The following is an 18986-nucleotide window of genomic DNA, read 5'->3' as shown; positions in this document are numbered from 1 at the left end:
AATAAATATAAACACAAGTATATTCAGTATTTGTGTTTCATTCAGAAGTTACTCATGTCAGGCTGCAAAAATCAGGGGGCGGGCATAAGCCCGTTACAAAGTAAACCGGCGGACCTGATCGTTTAACCGCTCTGTCAGGCTCACCAGATTATTGACGCTTTCCGCCATTTTATGAAAAGAAGACAGCTGCTCAAGCGCGGAGGCAGAAATCTCTTCGCTTCCCGCAGCTGTTTCCTGAACGACGGCGCTGATGCTTTCGGCATGATGCAGCACTTGCTCACCAAGCTGTTTCGATTCGATGATCCGTCCGTCCAATTGAGTAAGCTCCGCTTTAATATGGGCGGCTTTTTGTTCAATATGGACGAATGATTCTGACGTTTTCTCCATCAGCTCCTGCTGTCTGTCCGCTAAAGCGACGCCGGTCGTGACAGCTCCGGTAATAGATGTGATGCCGTCTTCAATTTGCTTTACCATATCGAAAATCTGCGCGGTCGCTTTGGCTGATCCGTCTGCGAGCTTCCGTATCTCCTCGGCAACGACGGCAAATCCTTTTCCCGCCTCGCCTGCTCTGGCCGCCTCGATTGCGGCGTTTAATGACAGCAGATTGGTCTGGCCCGCAATGTCAGAAACGGTCTGCGCCATCATACTGATGCCTGCCGCATGCTCTATGAAGAGATCGGCGGCTTCGGAAATCTCTTTTGATGTCTCATTGCTTTTATCAATGGCTTGCTTGGTCTCGGCTAAAGCACCGCGCCCCGCAGCCACCGCCGCAATCGTCTCTTCGCTGCTTCTCGTCGTTTGTTTTGAACGTTCGGCGTTCGCCTTTGAATGTTCATCCATTTGTTCAATGAATTGCACTGCATGCTGCAGATCTTCTGAAATGGTTTGGGAGCCTTGCGCCATTTCTTCCGTCGACACGGACACCTGCTCGGTCATGTCCTTCAGCGTCTGGTTTTCCTTCGTCAAACCTTCCGCGAAAGTCTCGACTTCACGGCCGACCTCTCCGATCGCCTGAATTAAGGTGCGGAGCTGTTCAGCCATCATTCCGAATGAGTCATTCAGCTCTTTCAGTTCGTCCTTCCCTTTATAATCAAGCATTTCAACAGCAAGGTTTCCTCCTGCAATACGACGGGCATTTTCAGCCATGCGGCGGATCGGCCCTGCAATTCTCTTCGTCAGCCTGATGGAAGATATGACGGTGGCGGCAAGTATCACGATGGTCAGCACGGCTGCGCTGTAAACGATAAACTGAATCTGGTCAGCCGTCTGCTTCTGCATGTCTTCATAGTGATCCCGGCTTTTCAGATTCAGCATATAAATATCATTCAGAAGACCGTTGATGCGGGCCGCCGTCCTTGTCGCTTCAGCCGGGCTTTTCGAATCAAGAGCAGCGTCCGCCTCCGCCTGCCATGATTCGTATTTTTTGGCGAGTTTGTCATAAGCGGCTTTGTCTGCACCGTCCGTCATCGTTTTTTTGAGCGCCGCCAGTTTGTCTGAGCTGCTTTTCATATAGCTTCGCACATCTTCTTTCTGGGCGTCTGCGAGCGTATAGGAATAGCCGGTGATGCTTTCTTTTAACGTATTAAGGTCAGCTTTTGCTTCCTGGACGTTTAACAGCGCGTCCACTTCATCTTCATTTGAAGCCTGAATATTCATCATGTTTACGATGGTAAAGCCGATGACGGCGGCGAAGCAAATCATCGTAACGGCTGCGTTAACGAGCAGCCTTGTCCGTAATGTCACTTCAGATCGCCTCCTTTTTCAATCATACTGTTTTTCATATCCGTGATCTTTTTCGTCAGCCCGCCTGCGTTTTTGACAACTCTGATCTTGGCTAAGTCCATGCCGTTTTCCTTCAGTCCGTAAACGATCTCACCGCTTTTGATCTCCTTGTTGTCTTTTAAATCTTTCGCCAATTCATAGATGACATGGTCGACGTTTTTCACTAAAGAAGAGATAACGGCGTGCTCGGCGGTGTAATATTGATCGCTGTCAACACCGATGGCGTATATTTTTTGCGCCTCCGCTTCTTTCAGTGCGCCGACACCCGTGAAGCCGGCCGCCGTAAACAGGACATCGGCTTTTTTTCGGATCATGTTTTGGGCGATGCCCTTCCCGAGCTTATCATCGTCAAACGTACCGCTGATGTCCGACAGCACTCGGATACTCGGTTTGACTGATTCCGCGCCTTTCAGATAGCCTTTTTTAAACCGTTTAATGACGTCGGCATCTGAACCGCCGATAAATCCGATTGTGCCGGTTTTGCTCGTCATGGCCGCCAGCGCTCCGGCTAAGAAGCTTCCTTCATCCTCTTTAAACGTGACGGAGGTGACATTATCCAGGTCTGATACGGAATCAATCAGCACAAACCGCTGCTTCGGATATTTTTTGGCGACCTTTTCTAAATCCGCCTGCATGCTGTAACCGAGCCCCACAACAAGATCATTGCCTTCCCGGACAAGCTGGGTCAGTCCTTTTTCGTATGTACCGGTATCTTTTATTTCCCGATAGTCAAATGTGATGCCGAGCTCGTCTCTCGCTTTCATCAAACCTTGAAAGCCTGAATCATTAAATGATTGGTCGCCGAGGCCGTTGTCTGTCAGCATGATGCCGATTGTTTTCGTTTTTTCGGCCGCCGTTTCCTCAGATTTGCCGACACATCCCGCTGTGCTGAGCGCAATCAGCAGTACAGCCGCAAATATCGCCATTTTTCTCATTGAAACTCTCCTTTTGTTTTTTTCTATAGTTATATATCGGTTCGGATGTCAGAATATTTTATTTCAATAAAATATGTATGTTCGGCAGGATGTTAAACAAATGAGGGCATAGGAGCTTTTGAGAAAATAAAAAACATCGGTTTTGGTTCACCGATGTTTTTGCAGAAAATTTATTGTTTTTCGTATGTCCAGCCGTCTTCCTGATAGACCTTGCCGTTTTTCATCAGATGCCCGAGCGCCCGCTTAAAGGCGGCTTTGCTTAAATGAAACCGTTCGCGGATATCGTCAGGATGGCTTTTGTCTCCGTAAGGCATCGCGCCGTTTCTTGATCTCAGATAGGTCAGAATTTCTTCCGCGTCAACCGAAAGCGCATCCTGCTTTCTCGGCAGCAGTGACATGTTGACGGAGCCGTCTTCCTTCACCTCGATGACACGCCCTGTCACGCGGCTGCCGAGTCTCGGCTCTTCTTTTCTTTCTGAAGGGTGAATAAACGCGCGGATGCCTTCATCGGTAATCAGAAAAGAGCCTGATGCAATCAGTCTGTACACCGTGCCCGTCAGGTCTTTATTCATGACGTCTTCCTCTGCATCCGTAAATAATTCACTGATGATATCTTCAGGCGCCGGCTTGGCAAACATGCGTCCGCGGCTTGTCACCTTCAGCATGCAATACAGTCTGTCGCCTTTTTGCGGCCAGACGGATTTGTACGGAGGCAGGTGCTCCGTTGCGACGAGCGCGTCTTTTGACAGACCGACGTCGACGAATACGCCCATATCCTCCACAGCGTCCGTCACTTCCACCCATCCGTAGTCATAAAAGCTGATGAGCGGCTTTTTCATCGTCGCCGCAAGTCTTTCCTGATGATCGACGTAAATAAATACGTCCACTTCATCTCTGTCTTCGATATCCTCTGTGATTTCACTGTTATGTAAAAGAACCGTATCCTCGCCGTCGGTTAAAAAATAACCGAAATCGGTTTGGTGATCTATACTAAGCGTGAGCTGCTGCCCTGGTCTCATGTTATCGTCCTTCCTGATTCGCCCGTATGAGGCTGATGTTTTTCTCATTTTTTCCAACATGCATAAATTCATGCTTTATGCTGTTGGACATTTCTCTTTATTCTACTATAATCAACTCATAAGTGAAATGTTATAGGAGGTTTTCTCATGGCAAAAGAAAGTTCTTTTGATATTGTATCCAAAGTTGAATTTCCCGAAGTGCAGAATGCGATTCAGATGACGCTGAAAGAAATCGGCACGCGCTATGACTTTAAAGGATCGAAAAGCGATGTAACTTTAGAAAAGGAAGAACTCGTCCTGATTTCTGATGACGAGTTTAAACTGAATCAGCTCAAAGATGTGCTGAGCGGCAAGCTGATCAAACGGGACGTGCCGACGAAAAACATTGAATACGGCAAAATCGAAAATGCATCGGGGGGCACGGTGCGCCAGCGCGCGAAGCTTGTACAGGGCATTGATAAAGACAACGCCAAAAAAATCAACGCGGTGATTAAAAACTCCGGCTTGAAGGTCAAGTCGCAGATTCAGGACGACCAAGTGCGCGTCACCGGAAAAAATAAAGATGATCTGCAGCAGATTATTGCAGCCGTCCGCGGAGCAGACCTGCCGATTGACGTTCAATTTATTAATTTTAGATAAATTATGTGATTCCTATTGATTATTGTCTCTATTTTCGGTAAATTTGGAGAAAGGGATTTCCACAGTTAAGTTTTGGAAACCCATAACAATTACATGAACGTTCTTATCAAGAGAAGCTGAGGGACTGGCCCGACGACGCTTCAGCAACCGGTGTAGTGGTTTACCCAAACCATGACCAAGGTGCTAAATCCAGCAAGCTAAAAACAGCTTGGAAGATAAGAAGAGAGACAAATGATTACAAAGTCTTCTTCTTAAGAAGACTTTTTTTATTTCTCTTTTTTCCTTGCTGAATGTGACGAAGGAGGCAAACAATGGGACTATTACAAGACTTAAAAGAACGGGTTTTAATCGGAGACGGCGCGATGGGCACTCTCCTCTATTCCTACGGCATTGACAGATGTTTTGAGGAACTGAACGTATCAAAGCCCGAAGAGATCAAGCGGATACATAAGGCTTACGTGGAAGCCGGGGCAGACATCATCCAGACAAATACGTACGGCGCGAATTTTATTAAGCTCTCAAGATACGGACTTGAGGACGAAACGAAAAAAATCAATCAGGAGGCGGTCAGAATCGCGCGCGCTTCCTCAGACGGCGCTTATGTATTGGGAACGATGGGCGGCATCCGCACCTTTAACAAAAACGCCTACAGCCTGGAGGAGATTAAACGCAGCTTTCGGGAGCAGCTTTATTTATTGCTGCACGAAGAGCCGGACGGTCTGCTTCTGGAAACATACTATGATTTAGAAGAGGCGCGCGAAGTGCTGAAGATCGCGAGAAAAGAAACGGAACTTCCGATTATGCTGAACGTATCCATGCACGAACAGGGCGTGCTGCAGGACGGAACGCCGCTTCGGGAAGCCCTCAGGTCAATTGCCGATCTCGGCGCTGACATAACGGGAATCAATTGCCGGCTCGGCCCGTACCACATGATTGAAGCGCTCACCGAAGTGCCGATTTTCAGTGACGCTTATTTATCGGTCTATCCGAACAGCAGCCTTCCGTCTTTAGAAGAAGGCCGGCTTGTTTATGATACGGACGATGCCTATTTCCGGGAGAGCGCCGTACAGTTCCGCACTCAGGGCGCGCGCATTATCGGCGGCTGCTGCGGCACGACGCCAAACCATATCAGAGCCATGGCTGAAGCGGTCCAAGGACTTTCTCCTGTCACTGAGAAAGAAGTGAAAATCAGACGGGAAGAAGAAGTCATCTCAGTCCGCAACGAACGGACCGAGCCGGGTTTAAACGAAATCGCCGCTCAAAAACGGTCAATTATCGTAGAGCTTGATCCGCCAAAAAAATTGAATTTTGACAAATTTCTGCAAGCGGCGGCTGAATTAAAAGAAACCGGCATAGAAGCGCTGACGCTCGCCGACAATTCATTGGCGACACCGCGGATCAGCAATGCAGCCTGCGGTTCATTGCTGAAAGAGCGTCTTGATATCCGTTCTCTCGTTCACATTACATGCAGAGACCGCAACATCATCGGCCTTCAGTCACATTTAATGGGGCTGGATACGCTCGGGCTCACCGACATTTTAGCCATCACGGGTGATCCTTCAAAAATCGGCGACTTTCCGGGGGCTACCTCCGTCTATGATTTAACGTCCTTTGACTTGATCAGGCTGATTAAACAATTCAACGAGGGCATTTCTTTATCTGGGAAACCGCTCGGCAAGAAAACGAACTTTTCCGTAGCCGGAGCATTTAATCCGAATGTCCGCCACCTTGATAAAGCAGTAAAACGGCTGGAGAAAAAAATAGAGTGCGGAGCTGACTACTTCGTGTCCCAGCCTGTCTACTCGGAGCAGCAGCTCATTGACATTCATCATGAAACGAAGCATCTCAAAACACCGGTGTATATCGGAATCATGCCGTTAACGAGCAGCCGCAACGCAGAGTTCATCCATCATGAAATCCCGGGCATTAAGCTGTCAGACAGCATCCGCGAAAAAATGGCGCTCGCCGGCGAAGACAAGCGGAAGCAGAAAGCCGAAGGCCTCGCCATCGCCAAGTCGCTTCTCGACACGGCGTGCGAACTGTTTAACGGAATTTATTTAATCACCCCGTTTCTCCGTTCTGATTTGACGTCAGAGCTTGCAGCTTATATTAAGCAAAAGGATGAAAAGCGGGCTGATGTATATTTGCATTGACGCGAAAGAGGCCGCCTGATATGACAGGCGGCTTTTTCATGGTACGATACAGAAAAAGAATCAAGCAAAGGAGGATTTTTTCATGGTTGAAGTAAAACCCATCACCGCAGAAGACACATACGCGATCAGACACAGCGTGCTGCGCCCCCATCAGACGATTGAGGATTGTAAATATGATCAGGACAGCGTCAAAGGAGCCTTTCATCTCGGAGGTTTTTACGACGGGACATTGATCAGCATCGCTTCTTTCTACCCGCAGAACCAGCAGGCGTTACAGGCAGCGCCCGCCTATCAGCTGCGCGGCATGGCGACGCTTGAGGAATACCGGACGCAAAAAGCGGGAAGCACGTTAATTGCCTATGCAGAACGGAAACTGGCAGATATGGGGGCGGCGCTTGTCTGGTGCAACGCCAGATGTCACGTAAAGGGATATTACGAAAAGCTCGGCTGGAAAAGCACGGGCAGCCCCTTTGACATACCCGGCATCGGCCCGCATGTGATCATGTATAAAGAACTCGCCTGAAACAGACAAATGCCCTTGGGGACATGTCTCTAAGGGCATTACCTTGAATGTCACGCCTGCTTTTATATGCGGTACTATTGACGCCCTCCCGCTTTTTTAATACCCTTTGTACATTACGCAACAGCAAGGATGGCAGGCAGAAAACGATATCTGTCAATTGCCGTTTTCAGCTATTAATTCAGAAAAGGAAGTATGAGATGAATACGATCCAAAAACCGAAAATCCCGAAAGAATTGCCGGTGCTTTCTTTCACAGAAGCGCTTCAGGACGACCTCATAAAAGAAGTCGTCATAGAGAACGCCGTCGTAAACAGCAAACTGGACGGCCTGCGCGCCGAAAAAGTCATTTTCAGAAACACCGTTTTTACGGATGTCTCTTTCAGACATATGGAATGTACCGATGTCCTGTTTGACAAATGTGATGTCTCAAACGCTGATTTCAGCGGAAGCATCATCCATAGAACGGCGTTTCAGCATTCAAAACTTCTCGGCTTGAATCTGGCGGATTCCGCCATGCGTCATGTACGGTTTGAAGACTGCCTCGCAAATTACAGCTCCTTCAGCTATTCCAATATGAAGCATGTCCGGTTTGACACGTGCGCTCTTACAGAAAGCGAGTGGAATGATGCCGTTCTTGAATACACAGATCTTGACGCCTGTGATTTGAACGGCTCAAATTTTATCGGCACGTCTCTTTTTAATATGGATATCAGCACGTGCACATTTGATCATCTGCATGTCTCACTTGAGAAGCTGAAAGGATGCCGCATCTCTCCGGCGCATGCCGTTACATTCGCAGAAGCGCTCGGAGCCATTGTGACGTGATCTTTTATTAAACGAAACGGCGGGCGATGTCCGCTATCGTTTGAATGCCTTTTTCCAAGTCCGGTAAGGATGCGTACGAATAGGAAAGACGCAGGCTTTGCCGGTCTTCGGGAAGATAGAGAGCTCCCGGATTGATCAGCACGCCGGCATCCAAGGCACGGGTGAAAAGCGTCTGAACGGCGATTGCTTGATGAAAAGTGACCCAAAAATAAAAGCCCCCCTCCGGCACACGCCACTCCGCAATATCTCCCGCGTATCTTTCAAGAGAACGCAATGCCGCATCTCTTCTGATTTTGAGTTCCTTTCTGAGACGCAAAAGGCGCGCTTCATAGCGGCCGCTTGACAGCCATTGACATGCCGCCCATTGAGATAAAGCACTGGAGCCGTAATCCGTCTGCATTTTAATATCGGCGAGCCTGTCTGCAACCGGCTCAGGGGCGACGACCCATCCGATGCGCAGACCCGGGCTTACGGTTTTTGACAGCGTGCCGATATACAGTACATTCCCCTCACCGTCCATCGATTTTAACGGAGGCGGCGGTTCTTTATCGATCCATAAATCACCGTATGCGTCATCTTCAATGACAGGCAGACGGTGATTTCTTGCGAGCGCGATGAGTTCCTTCCGCCGCTTAAGTGACATTACCGTTCCGGTCGGATTATGGAATGACGGAATGGTGTACAGCAGCCCTGCTTCGTATTGCCGCCGGTAAGCGGGAAGATGATCCGTTTTCATTCCGCTCCCATCCATCGGCACTCCCTTAAGCCTGACGCCCGCTGATTGAAACACACGCAGGGAATGGAGATACGACGGGTTTTCAGTCAGCATGACAGAGTTTGGTTTTAGCAGCCCGATTGAAATGAGCTGAAGCGCCTGCAGCGCGCCTGAGACGATTACGATGGATGCCGGGGACGCGTGAATCCCCTTTGTTTTCAAATGTTCCGCGACGCTTTGCCGAAGCTGAAGGCTGCCCTTCGGTTCTTCATAGCCGAGCGCAAAAATGTTAGTTCCCGCTTCACGGAACAGTTCGGCCATCTCCTGCTCAGGCAGCAGCTCTTGACTCAGTTCACCCGTCCCCAGCCTGATCAGATCCGGACGCGGCTCGTTTTGATTAATGGCCTGAACCAAGGCTGAATTCGGCTGATGACTTCCCGATGTAACGTATGTGCTCCAATCAAGGGGCTTAGCCGCTGCCATGATGCTCCACGTATTGTTGACGACCTTTGTGCCTCCCCCTCTTTTTCCTTCCAGAAGACCTTGGGCGATTAACTCATCAACTGCTGCCGTCACTGTGCTTCGGTTGACCTGAAGCTCCTCGGCGAGCTTTCTTTGTGAGGGAATTTTCGTGCCGATGGTCCATTCGCCATGAAGTATTTTTTCTTTTATATGCTGTTCGATCTGGAGATAAAGCGGTATGTGCGACTCCCGATCCGGACGCCAGCTGTTCATACGTCATCCCTCCTTCTTTATTTATTATACATTTGGCTGGTTCAAGTACCAGCCAAATGGCCGGAGACATCAGCACACAGTGCGGCTACAATGAGATTTAGTTGACGATTGGAGGGTTTTACGAAATGAATGCGATTCTTCACGGAGTGATGCTCGCTTTCGGCCTTATTTTGCCATTGGGTGCGCAAAACGTGTTTATTTTTCAGCAGGGAGCCTGGCAAAAACATGTGTGGCAGGCGTTTCCCGCAGTGATTGCCGCCGCGGTATGCGATACGATTCTCATCAGCGCGGCCGTCGCAGGCGTGTCAATGATTATTGCAGAGATTCCCGTTTTTCAGACCGTCATGCTTATAGGCGGCTTTTTGTTTCTCAGTTTTTTAGGCTGGCAGACTTGGAGAAGCAAACCGCAGGCCGAACAGGCGAGAAAAACGGTTTTCACGGCAAAAAAACAGGCGGTCACGGCCGTCATGGTATCCCTTTTGAACCCGCATGCGATTTTGGATACCGTCAGTGTCATCGGCACAAGCTCCGCCGCCTATCCGGGAATTGATAAATGGCTGTTTGCCGGTGCTTGTATCGCGGTTTCCTGGGTATGGTTCGCCGGACTGGCATTCGCGGGACGGCTCGTTCAAACGGCGGATACAGGAGGCCGGCTCCTCGGCATCCTGAATAAATGCTCGGCATTGGTGATGTGGGGTGCTGCTTTTTATTTTGCGGCGCTTTTGTTTCGATAAAAGGAATTCGGCCAGGCCATGTTGAATGTACCGGAAGGAAGAGGGGGAATTGGAATGTCAGACATTTTAAAGCTGTATCACTACCACAGATGGGCAAATGAGCAAGTTATTCAGCATCTGAAGACGCTGCCCGCGGTCAGCTTACAGCAGAAACTGAAAAGTGTTTTTCCGACTGTGAACGCCGTGCTTGTGCATATATACCGGGCTGATTACATTTGGCTTCACGTGCTTTACGGAGAAACTTTCGAACAAATCGTCTCGCAGTTTGATCAATTTGAAAAGCTTGACGGAGATTTTGAGGCGATTGAACATAGAATGACTGAACTGGACAAAGAATTCAGCGAATTTTTAAAAGAAATGGAGAACCCGGAAGGTCCGATCTCTATTTCTCATCCGCGCCTGGGGACGCTTCAGACGACATATGCCGATGTGATCCGGCATGTTGTGAATCACGGCACATACCATCGCGGCAATATCACCGCGATGCTTCACCAAATGGGCTATAAAGGCGTGCCGACTGACTACATTTTTTTCTCATACGAATCATAAAAAAGCAAAGGCCTCCCGGGCCTTTGCTTTTTTACTTCGAATCTATCATAATCCGATATAGCTGGAGACGCCCGCTTTTTCGGCCACATCGTAAATTGTCATTTTCATGCTTACTGATCCCTCTTTTGTTCTCTGGTTTTAGGTCAGTCCGTTTTCCGGCTTACGAATTTGCGGTATTCAAGCGGCGAAATGCCTTCAATCTGTTTAAACAGTTTGGAAAAATAGGTTGGGTCCTCCATACCGATGGCGTCCGCGATCGCCCCCATTTTGTCATTGGTTGCGGACAAAAGACGTTTCGCCTCCGTCATTCTGACTTTGTTCGTATACTGGCCGGGCGTGACGCCGAGCACCTGCTGCATACAGCGGGTCACGTAGTCTTGGTTGTAATGAAGAGCCGAAGAGAGCGCTTTGATGGTTGTTTTCTCCTGATAGTGCTCCTGCAGGTACCGGGCGGCCTCCCATGCGACTCTTTCCTTTGCGGACGGGATTTGGAACGCTTCTTTCTGAAGATGGAGCAGCAGCTCTTCAAACAGAATCTGCTTTCTGAGCGGCAGATCGGAGTTCTCTGCGCTGTCATCGGTCAGCACACTGAATTGCCCGGCCATAAACTGCGGGCGTCTCACCTTCCCTTTTTGCGGCAGGGACAGGCGGTAGCGGGACGGCTCTTCAAAGCTCCCTTTTTTTCGCCTCAGCTCCGACCAGTTGTTCCCGGTTGTTTCCGTCACCTCATAATCCGCTCCTTCAAAATGAAGCCACGAATAGGATGTCGTTTCTTCACTGCCTTTTGTCCCGTAATGTTCAAGCCCGGGAGAAAGCAGAATATATTCTCCCGCTTCAACGGAAAAGGCGTTTTCGTCTTCTGTAATGTAGAGGACGCCTTCTTTCACATACAGCAGATCAAACACCGGGAAGACCCGTCTCACATGGGTTTCGCCTTTTTTGAACACTCCTTCTCCCGCAGCGATAAAGACCGGGAACGGAGGAACTGTGAACTCGAGAAAGGACATATTTTCGGCCCTCCTTTTTAAGTCGGATTTTTGCAAGAAGTTTCGTTTCTCTCCCTTTTTATTATAAGAAAATGGAGGTACACTTTTAAACGTTGATTTTGTCAGGAAAGGGGTTAAAAGAAATGAAACAAGCGATTTTAAAACGGGCTGCGTTCAAACAATCCTCTGATCACAAACTCTCATTATACGCGCTGACTTGGCCGATATTTATTGAGGTTTCATTATATATGTTTATGGGAAACGCCGACACTCTTATGCTTAGCCAATACTCTGACAACAGTGTGGCGGCCGTGGGTGTCAGCAATCAGATTTTAAATTTAATTATCGTGATGTTCAGCTTTATCGCAACGGGTACGACAATTGTGATTTCACAGTTTTTAGGATCTAAACAGAAAAAAGAGGCGCAGGAAGTCGCTTATGTATCAATAGGAGCGAACTTTGTCATCAGTCTCGCCATCAGCGCCGCCATATTTTTTGCGGCCGTTCCGCTGCTTCATGTGATGGGTCTTTCCAATGAATTAATGCCGGATGCTAAAGTCTTTTTGCAGGTGGTCGGCGGGCTGTCCTTCATTCAGGCTTTGATTATGACGTTCAGCGCCATTTTAAAAAGCTACGGTCATACGAAGGATACGATGTTCGTTACGATCGGGATGAATATTTTAAATATTGCCGGAAACTTTCTTGTCATTTTCGGGCCGCTCGGCCTTCCGGTGTTAGGCGTCGCCGGTGTTGCGATGTCAACGTCCTTCGCGCGGATCATCGGACTGGTCGCGATGATTGTGATCGTCAAAAAACGCATCGGACTCGGTCTGACATGGCAAAAGATTTTTCACGTCCATAAAGAGCACTTGCGGAAACTCCTGAAAATCGGGATTCCGTCTGCCGGCGAACAGCTGTCTTACAACATTTCGCAAATGGTTGTCACTTATTTTATCGCCATTATGGGCGCTCAGGCGCTTACGACAAAGGTTTATACACAAAACATCACCATGTTTATCCTGCTGTTCGGAACGGCGATCAGCCAGGGCACACAGATTTTGATCGGCAGATATATCGGCGCCAAACGGTTTGACGACGCTTATGACCGCTGCATGAAAAGTCTGTACTGGGCGCTTGGCATTGCCGCTTTGACATCCGTGATCATGACCTTGTTTTCAAAGCAGCTGATCGGAATTTTCACAAGCAGCCCTGACATTATTGCGACGGCGAGCATGCTGATCGCCATGACGATCATTCTTGAGCCCGGCCGTTCATTCAATGTCATTATCATCAACTCGCTGCGGGCTGCCGGAGATGCAAAATTCCCCGTCTACATGGCAATGATTTCCATGTGGGGTATCGGACTGCCGCTCGCTTATCTGTTCGGCATCCATTTCGGATTAGGGCTTATGGGCATCTGGATTTCATTTATCGCGGATGAATGGGTCAGAGGCATCCTTATGTACAGAAGATGGCGGTCGCGGATTTGGATTCAAAAAGGGATTGCATAAACGCCCGAAGCTTCGTTATGAAGCCGGGCGTTTTTTTATGCTTGTGAAAGCTGTTGTCTCATGTCACCGAGCTCTGACCGGTAATGTGCCGCTAAACCGGTAACGGCGGGCCTTGAGTATAACGGAAACAGCTCCAGCTCTTCAGACGCCTCCTCGAAATACGCCTCGGCCTCGAATGCGATGTACTCCCATACATTCATAAAAGCTTTGTTGACGGTATGGCTCTCCAGCTCTTCTTCCGTATAGCCGAATTGCTTCATCACCTGGCGCGGGAGACGCTTTTTCGCCCGCTCGTCCGTATGGACCTCCAGAAGCACCCGGGTCAGCTGAATGGCTGCTCCTAATGAAACGGCTGCATGGCGGAGTTTCTCTTGGTTCCGGCGCGCGCAAACCGGCAGCAGAAGCAGGCCGAGGGCTCCGCCTGTTTGGCCCGCGTACATCAGCAGGTCATCAAACTCTTGATACGTTACTTTTTCTCTGTCAGAGATTTGGCCGGCGATAAACTCACGTAACGGCTCTTCTTCAAGCGCAAATTGCTGCCGCGCATCGGTGAGCGCCTCCCACAAAAAGCCGTCGGCGCGGGACCCGTTCAGAAAGTCTTGTGCCGCCTGTTCAAATCCTCCAAGTTCCTGCACATCAAGCCGGTCAGCTTCGTGAAACAAAGCAAGCACCGCCCATGCGGCCCGCCTGTTTTTTGGCGGCAGGGATGAGAAAGTCCGTTTATATAAAGGAAAGTGCGCCTCGGCAAGCTGGGCGCATGTTTCGTATTCGGTCATGGTATCACTCCTCTGTTTTTTAGTGTACCATATGTTTCACAATAAAAAGACCGATATCCTTCAGCGGAAACCGGTCGCGGCACTGTTATTCTTCTATATCGATACGATACGCCTCAAACCATGTATGGATCTGGGCAAGATGGGCGATCAGCTGCGGGCCTTTCATCAGCTGGCCGAACCACGGAACCTGAAAAGATGAACCTTCTGTCTCCAGCAGCATTTCCAGCTTCTTTCTGTCAAGCAGGGTGTGAAGCACGGAATCTTTCTGTTGTAAAATCGTTTTCAGCCATTCTGTGACCCCCTGCGTGTATTTCGGGTGATGCGTTTTCGGATAAGGGCTTTTTTTGCGGTACAAAATATCTTCAGGAAGCAGTCCTTCAAGCGCTTTCCGCAAGATGCCTTTTTCCCGGCTGCCATGCATTTTCATTTCCCAAGGAATATTCCAAACGTATTCCACAAGTCTGTGGTCGGCGAACGGCACCCGTACTTCAAGACTTGCGCCCATGCTCATGCGGTCTTTGCGGTCGAGCAGATTTGTCATAAACCAAAGCATATTTAAGTAAAACAGCTGCCGTCTCGCTTTATCTGTTCCCGTCTCACCGTCTAACAGCGGCGTTTCCGCAATGGTTTCTTCATATCTCGCATTCACGTATTCTCTAAGATTCAGCCGTTTTTGCCACTTTTCATCCAAGAGCGTGATCCTTTCCTCAGTCGACCTCATCCAAGGAAATCCGTCTTCTTCTGCCGCGGTGTGAAACCACGGATATCCGCCGAAAATTTCGTCCGCGCATTCTCCGGAAAGGCTCACGACAAAATCTTTTTTAATTTCCCGGCAGAACCATAATAGCGAGGAATCAACATCAGCCATGCCCGGCAGATCTCTGACGAGAACGGATTCCTCCAGATGTTCAACCAGCTGATCCTGCGTAATCACGCACTTATGATGCTGTGTGCCGAATGCATTTGTCATTTTATCGATCCACGGGCCGTCATCATTCGGCTGAAAGGCGCTCGCTTTAAAAAATTTGCTGTTCTCCTCATAATCAATGGAATAAGTATGAAGGGGATCTCTGCCTTGTTTCTCAAAATGAGCGGCGGCTATCGCGGTTATCGCGCTCGAATCAAGCCCCCCTGATAAAAACGTGCAAACCGGCACGTCAGATACGAGCTGGCGTGTCACTGCATCCTGAAATAAGTACCGAATGTGAGCCGCGGTTTCATCGAAGCTGTCTGTATGCTTTTCGCTCTTTACATTCCAATAACGCCATATGGACAAACCGTCCTTTGAGAAAGTGAACGCATGGGCGGGACGCACCTCGTGAATTCCTTTAAACACTCCGCAGCCCGGAGTTCTGGACGGCCCGAGTCCGAATACTTCCGCAAGTCCGCCGCTGTCTGTGCGGGCTTTCACATCAGGATGAGCAAGGATGGCTTTCAATTCCGACCCAAACAGAAAGGAAGAGCCGTGTTCTTTATAAAAAAACGGTTTGACGCCGAGCCGGTCTCTTGCCCCGAACAGCCGCTTGCGCTTTTCATCCCAGATGGCAAAAGCGAAAATACCGTTCAAGCGGTCCACGCACTCCTCCCGCCACTCAATATAGCTGTGCAGCAGCACTTCTGTATCAGAGGTCCTCTCAAAACGGTGGCCCCTCGCCTGAAGCTCCTTCCGCAATTCCTCCGTGTTATACAGCTCGCCATTATAAATGATGGTGTACGTTTCCTCTTGATGCGTGCAGGCCATCGGCTGGCGGCCGCCTTCAATGTCAACGACCGAAAGTCTTTTATGTCCGAATAAAACATGGGGTTCTCCCCAGACGTTTGAATCATCAGGCCCTCGTTTTGAAAGAGTGTCTATCATATTGTTCATAATATGTTTCTCTTGGACGAGCTGCTTTTGAAAATCGACCCAACCCGCAATTCCACACATGTGATATCAGCTCCAATCCCGTTTCTGTCGGTATCAAATTCGTTTCTATCAGCACTTTACCCAGTTTATGCAAAGAAACGCAGATAGTTGATTTGTCCCACTAAGAGTTGTATGAGACAAGCCCGATTTGGAAAGAACGGAAGAGAAGAAACAAACAAAGGAGACCGGCACGGTTATGAAACGAAAACAGCTTTTCTCAGAAAAAAACAAATGGGGGCGCGGCACCCTGATGATAGAGGACGGCATCTGCCTCGTCGAAAACGATGAAGGCGATATCCTGCTGGCAGACAGTCTAGGAAACGCAGACGTATTGATGAAACGCGGCGGCAGATGGCAGCCGGCACGGATTTGCGGCGGTGCGGCCGAAATCGGCGCAGACACCATCCCCCTGCTCGGCGGGGAAGAAATCCGTTATGAAAAGGCGGTCAAACGGCCGCTGTTAACCTTGCTCGATTCGCTGGACGATGAAACGTTTCTGCTGTTTCTCAGCCATCTTCACGGGTTCGGCCTGTCTGTATATGATTGCGTATTTTCCTACAATCAGGCGCTGTTTTCCGGTGAAGGCGTTTCGTTTTATCACTTCTCGGCGGATGACGCACAATGCGCCCTGCAGCATCACCGCGGCAGCTCGGGTAAACACGACAGATTTGAATGGACGGCATCTGACGGGCGACGCTCCATTATGTATTCAGCGGCAAGACAAGACGGCACCGCGTAACAAACAGGCGGCACCTTTTAAATAGGTGCCGCCTGATGTATTCAGCTTTGTTTTTCACGCTGATTGACGCCCGGCGTTTGCTATTACCCTTCACAGCCGCAGCTTTTGCGGTAACGAGAGTGATTGACGCTTTTGGCATCCTGCAAATCTTCTTCGCCTCATCAACATCCCCCTGCCACGGCATTTCTCATTCAGCGGCACAGTTGCGCGACTAAAAAAAACCCGGATGCATCCGGGTTTTTCAAGCGATTGATTAAAATACGTGAAAGCCGATCGGCAAGTGTAGGCCGAGCAGCACCGTCAGGACGAGCACGATAATAAAACCGATCCACAGTCCGCCGGTTGATTTGCCTTTTTTCTTGCGGATGACGAGCATTTCCATCAGTCCGATGGTAATGATGCCGAGCAGCATTTTTCCGGCGTACTCTCCGTTCCAATTCGCAAAACGGACAAAAAGCTCAGCTCCGGTCAGAATAATAATAATGTAGAATAAGCGCAGAATCATATGCGTAATTTTTGCGCCCTTCGCTTTTCCGGAACCGTACAGCCCGTAGCTGACAAATACCAGGATAAGCGCAACGACCCATGAAGTAATATGCCAATGTGTCATTATGTTCAATTCCCCCTATCAGATCAATCTGCCTCACTTATGGTACCACAACAAGCCGATCGGAGCATTATCAATCGTGCGAAAGACACACAATTATCCGATTTGGTTCGACAGCGTGCCGATCGGTTCAATTGTAATGTCAATGCGGTCCCCCGGCTTTAAAAATTTCGGCGGCTTAAACCCTTTTCCGACACCGGACGGCGTCCCCGTCGCTATAATGTCACCGGCTTCAAGCGTCATTCCTTTTGACAGCGTTTCGATTAATTCAGCTATCGGAAAAATCATGTCACCCGTTGATCCTGATTGGCGCAGTTCTCCGTTCACCCGCGTTTCAACTTTCAGGCTTTGCGGATCACTGACGGCCGACTTATGTACAATGACCGGGCCCATCGGGCATGTCGTATCGAGGCTTTTGCCGATAAAAAACTGTTTATGTTTCTTCTGCAGATCGCGCGCTGTTATATCATTTACAATTGTATAGCCGAATATATGATCAAGCGCATGTTCTTTGGAGATGTGCGATCCGCTTTTTGATATGATTACCGCAAGCTCCCCTTCATAATCAAGCTGCTCTGTTACGTCCAAGTGGCTGTCCACTGTTTCTCCGTGTCCTGTAACGGCAGCGGGGGCTTTCGTAAAAACCATGGGATGCTCCGGTATATCAGCCTCACTCCCCATTTCAACGGCATGATCACGATAATTTTTCCCGATGCAGATCACGTTCTTTGAAGGTCTCGGAATAGGCGCGCAAAGCTTTACGTCAGACAGCGCATACATAAATGAACCCGACTCGTCATTCGGTTTTTTCGCCCATTCCGCAAGCTGTCCGGCATGCGCGACAAACTTATCTCCTTTTTGAATGCACTCGATCAGCGAACCCGGAATCGTCTCAAGTTCAAACAACTTTTTTTCAGCCTTTTGCAGATCTAAGATTTTGTCATCATCAATGATCAGACCGACAAATGTTCGGCTGTTCAGTTCCCCTGTCGCAAATTTCATGTTAATCCCCCATCATTTTTAAATCTGGCATTCCTTTATGTATTCTTCCTCCGGGCGGGAAATTCCTCTTTTAAACAGGCTGAAAATAAGTGTAAAAGAGTATCAAAAATTGTCACTTTTTTAGTCATATTGACGAAATAAAACCTTCTTGGCCAAAATGGGTTATACTATTGTCATCCTATGTTTTCCAAAATAATCGAGAATTGGAGATCACACGATGAACAAAATTGAAGAAAAAAGATTAACTTTATTCGAGACAGCGCAAAAATTCGGAATCAATGCAACGGAGACCATCAGGTGCAGCCAGGAGCTGGACAGCCTTTTAAACGGGTGCCGGGGCGGGCTCATCCAACAAACGAAAGACAGCGGGCTGAACCCGGCCGCACAGATTGAGCACGGCCGCACCGCAGGAAAAAAAGAGGCTTTCTCATAAACGTGATATGTATATAAATCTGTATCATTTATGTATAAGACCCGGCATGCGTAAAGCGCCGGTGTTTTTACGTCTAAAGTTTTTTCCGCTCACAAAAATGTGCATTTGTCATAAGCTATTTTAGGCAGGCAGCCCAGATAAGCTCCTGGAGTGTAGTCATGAAAATCTTCACGAAAAGGATGTGCTCGTATGCCCGCAATTGTCGGAGCGTTTAAAATTAATGCCGTCGGTACGAGCGGAGTCGTTCATATAGGCGACTGCATCACCATTTCTCCAAAAGCAGAGGTTAAGACATTTGCCGGAGCGGGCAGCTTCAATACCGGAGACAATCTCACACTGACGAATTACAGGAATTCAACGAATGTGTACGATAATGATGTAATCGATCAGCCGATGGCAGGAAACGCATAAAGGAGGC

The 18986-nt window shown here is 48.8% G+C and carries 20 protein-coding genes and 1 riboswitch; of the genes, 11 read left to right on the top strand and 9 right to left on the bottom strand.

What is annotated here, in order from left to right:
• Nucleotides 1-93: 93 nt before the first annotated feature.
• The 3 genes from NYE68_RS06285 to NYE68_RS06275 all read right to left on the bottom strand — a co-directional run bounded on the left by NYE68_RS06285 (nucleotide 94) and on the right by NYE68_RS06275 (nucleotide 3784).
• Nucleotides 94-1743 (bottom strand): methyl-accepting chemotaxis protein, encoded by a 1650-nt coding sequence (locus NYE68_RS06285; RefSeq protein WP_031378482.1) that lies wholly within the window; start codon nucleotides 1741-1743, stop codon nucleotides 94-96.
• Complete coding sequence (locus tag NYE68_RS06280) at nucleotides 1740-2717, bottom strand: BMP family ABC transporter substrate-binding protein (RefSeq protein WP_053573551.1); 978 nt, start codon at nucleotides 2715-2717, stop codon at nucleotides 1740-1742. The genes NYE68_RS06285 and NYE68_RS06280 overlap by 4 nt, the downstream gene beginning before the upstream one ends.
• 170 nt (nucleotides 2718-2887) lie before the next feature.
• Complete coding sequence (locus tag NYE68_RS06275; RefSeq protein ID WP_170936341.1) at nucleotides 2888-3784, bottom strand: S1 RNA-binding domain-containing protein; 897 nt, start codon at nucleotides 3782-3784, stop codon at nucleotides 2888-2890.
• A 99-nt stretch (nucleotides 3785-3883) separates the two neighbouring features.
• On the opposite strand from NYE68_RS06275, the gene NYE68_RS06270 reads away from it, so the two are divergent.
• The 4 genes from NYE68_RS06270 (at nucleotide 3884) to NYE68_RS06255 (ending at nucleotide 7875) form a co-directional block, all read left to right on the top strand.
• Nucleotides 3884-4375 (top strand): YajQ family cyclic di-GMP-binding protein, encoded by a 492-nt coding sequence (locus NYE68_RS06270; RefSeq protein WP_012117263.1) that lies wholly within the window; start codon nucleotides 3884-3886, stop codon nucleotides 4373-4375.
• Nucleotides 4376-4475: 100 nt separating this feature from the next.
• Nucleotides 4476-4597, top strand: a riboswitch (SAM riboswitch).
• An 89-nt stretch (nucleotides 4598-4686) separates the two neighbouring features.
• A complete protein-coding gene (locus tag NYE68_RS06265; RefSeq protein ID WP_033574504.1) occupies nucleotides 4687-6528 on the top strand; it encodes a bifunctional homocysteine S-methyltransferase/methylenetetrahydrofolate reductase in 1842 nt (613 codons plus the stop codon).
• An 82-nt stretch (nucleotides 6529-6610) separates the two neighbouring features.
• Nucleotides 6611-7051 carry a GNAT family N-acetyltransferase gene (locus tag NYE68_RS06260; RefSeq protein WP_007409151.1) on the top strand — a complete coding sequence of 147 codons (441 nt, stop codon included), beginning with the start codon at nucleotides 6611-6613 and terminating at the stop codon, nucleotides 7049-7051.
• Nucleotides 7052-7248: 197 nt separating this feature from the next.
• A complete protein-coding gene (locus tag NYE68_RS06255) occupies nucleotides 7249-7875 on the top strand; it encodes a pentapeptide repeat-containing protein (protein WP_031378479.1) in 627 nt (208 codons plus the stop codon).
• A gap of 7 nt (nucleotides 7876-7882) precedes the next feature.
• Here NYE68_RS06255 and NYE68_RS06250 read toward each other — a convergent pair whose 3' ends face one another.
• A complete protein-coding gene (locus NYE68_RS06250; protein WP_031378478.1) occupies nucleotides 7883-9325 on the bottom strand; it encodes a PLP-dependent aminotransferase family protein in 1443 nt (480 codons plus the stop codon).
• Between the two features lie 125 nt (nucleotides 9326-9450).
• Here NYE68_RS06250 and NYE68_RS06245 point away from each other — a divergent pair, with 125 nt between their 5' ends.
• Nucleotides 9451-10059: a LysE/ArgO family amino acid transporter gene (locus NYE68_RS06245; RefSeq protein ID WP_025284538.1), complete on the top strand. Its 609-nt coding sequence runs from the start codon at nucleotides 9451-9453 to the stop codon at nucleotides 10057-10059.
• Between the two features lie 54 nt (nucleotides 10060-10113).
• Nucleotides 10114-10608, top strand: a complete 495-nt coding sequence (locus NYE68_RS06240) for a DinB family protein (RefSeq protein ID WP_015239546.1) — start codon at nucleotides 10114-10116, stop codon at nucleotides 10606-10608.
• A 143-nt stretch (nucleotides 10609-10751) separates the two neighbouring features.
• Here NYE68_RS06240 and NYE68_RS06235 read toward each other — a convergent pair whose 3' ends face one another.
• A complete protein-coding gene (locus NYE68_RS06235) occupies nucleotides 10752-11615 on the bottom strand; it encodes an AraC family transcriptional regulator (protein ID WP_044053084.1) in 864 nt (287 codons plus the stop codon).
• A 122-nt stretch (nucleotides 11616-11737) separates the two neighbouring features.
• Here NYE68_RS06235 and NYE68_RS06230 point away from each other — a divergent pair, with 122 nt between their 5' ends.
• The gene (locus tag NYE68_RS06230; protein WP_033574567.1) at nucleotides 11738-13105 is read left to right on the top strand and encodes an MATE family efflux transporter; all 1368 of its coding nucleotides are present in this window, start codon (nucleotides 11738-11740) and stop codon (nucleotides 13103-13105) included.
• 35 nt (nucleotides 13106-13140) lie between these two features.
• Here NYE68_RS06230 and NYE68_RS06225 read toward each other — a convergent pair whose 3' ends face one another.
• Both NYE68_RS06225 and asnB read right to left on the bottom strand, forming a co-directional pair.
• The gene (locus tag NYE68_RS06225) at nucleotides 13141-13881 is read right to left on the bottom strand and encodes a squalene/phytoene synthase family protein (protein WP_094032926.1); all 741 of its coding nucleotides are present in this window, start codon (nucleotides 13879-13881) and stop codon (nucleotides 13141-13143) included.
• Between the two features lie 85 nt (nucleotides 13882-13966).
• On the bottom strand, nucleotides 13967-15808 hold the full coding sequence (asnB, locus tag NYE68_RS06220) for an asparagine synthase (glutamine-hydrolyzing) (protein ID WP_025284535.1): 1842 nt from the start codon (nucleotides 15806-15808) through the stop codon (nucleotides 13967-13969).
• Nucleotides 15809-15983: 175 nt separating this feature from the next.
• Here asnB and NYE68_RS06215 point away from each other — a divergent pair, with 175 nt between their 5' ends.
• Nucleotides 15984-16526: a DUF2777 family protein gene (locus tag NYE68_RS06215; RefSeq protein WP_038456447.1), complete on the top strand. Its 543-nt coding sequence runs from the start codon at nucleotides 15984-15986 to the stop codon at nucleotides 16524-16526.
• A 35-nt stretch (nucleotides 16527-16561) separates the two neighbouring features.
• Nucleotides 16562-16741 (top strand): hypothetical protein, encoded by a 180-nt coding sequence (locus tag NYE68_RS06210; protein WP_324635952.1) that lies wholly within the window; start codon nucleotides 16562-16564, stop codon nucleotides 16739-16741.
• A gap of 38 nt (nucleotides 16742-16779) precedes the next feature.
• Here NYE68_RS06210 and NYE68_RS06205 read toward each other — a convergent pair whose 3' ends face one another.
• On the bottom strand, nucleotides 16780-17136 hold the full coding sequence (locus NYE68_RS06205) for a YisL family protein (RefSeq protein ID WP_007409161.1): 357 nt from the start codon (nucleotides 17134-17136) through the stop codon (nucleotides 16780-16782).
• 93 nt (nucleotides 17137-17229) lie between these two features.
• Complete coding sequence (locus tag NYE68_RS06200) at nucleotides 17230-18135, bottom strand: fumarylacetoacetate hydrolase family protein (RefSeq protein ID WP_031378473.1); 906 nt, start codon at nucleotides 18133-18135, stop codon at nucleotides 17230-17232.
• Between the two features lie 217 nt (nucleotides 18136-18352).
• Between NYE68_RS06200 and NYE68_RS06195 the strand changes: the two genes are divergently transcribed.
• A complete protein-coding gene (locus NYE68_RS06195; protein WP_007409163.1) occupies nucleotides 18353-18568 on the top strand; it encodes an aspartyl-phosphate phosphatase Spo0E family protein in 216 nt (71 codons plus the stop codon).
• 189 nt (nucleotides 18569-18757) lie between these two features.
• Nucleotides 18758-18979, top strand: a complete 222-nt coding sequence (locus NYE68_RS06190) for a spore germination protein (RefSeq protein ID WP_003155135.1) — start codon at nucleotides 18758-18760, stop codon at nucleotides 18977-18979.
• The last annotated feature ends 7 nt before the right edge of the window (nucleotides 18980-18986 follow it).

The sequence above is a fragment of the Bacillus sp. FSL R5-0447 genome (assembly GCF_038606125.1).
In the GTDB taxonomy this organism is placed as follows: domain Bacteria; phylum Bacillota; class Bacilli; order Bacillales; family Bacillaceae; genus Bacillus; species Bacillus velezensis.
The sequence above is the reverse complement of the archived record's forward strand: the minus strand, read 5'-3'. Positions and strand labels throughout refer to the sequence as shown.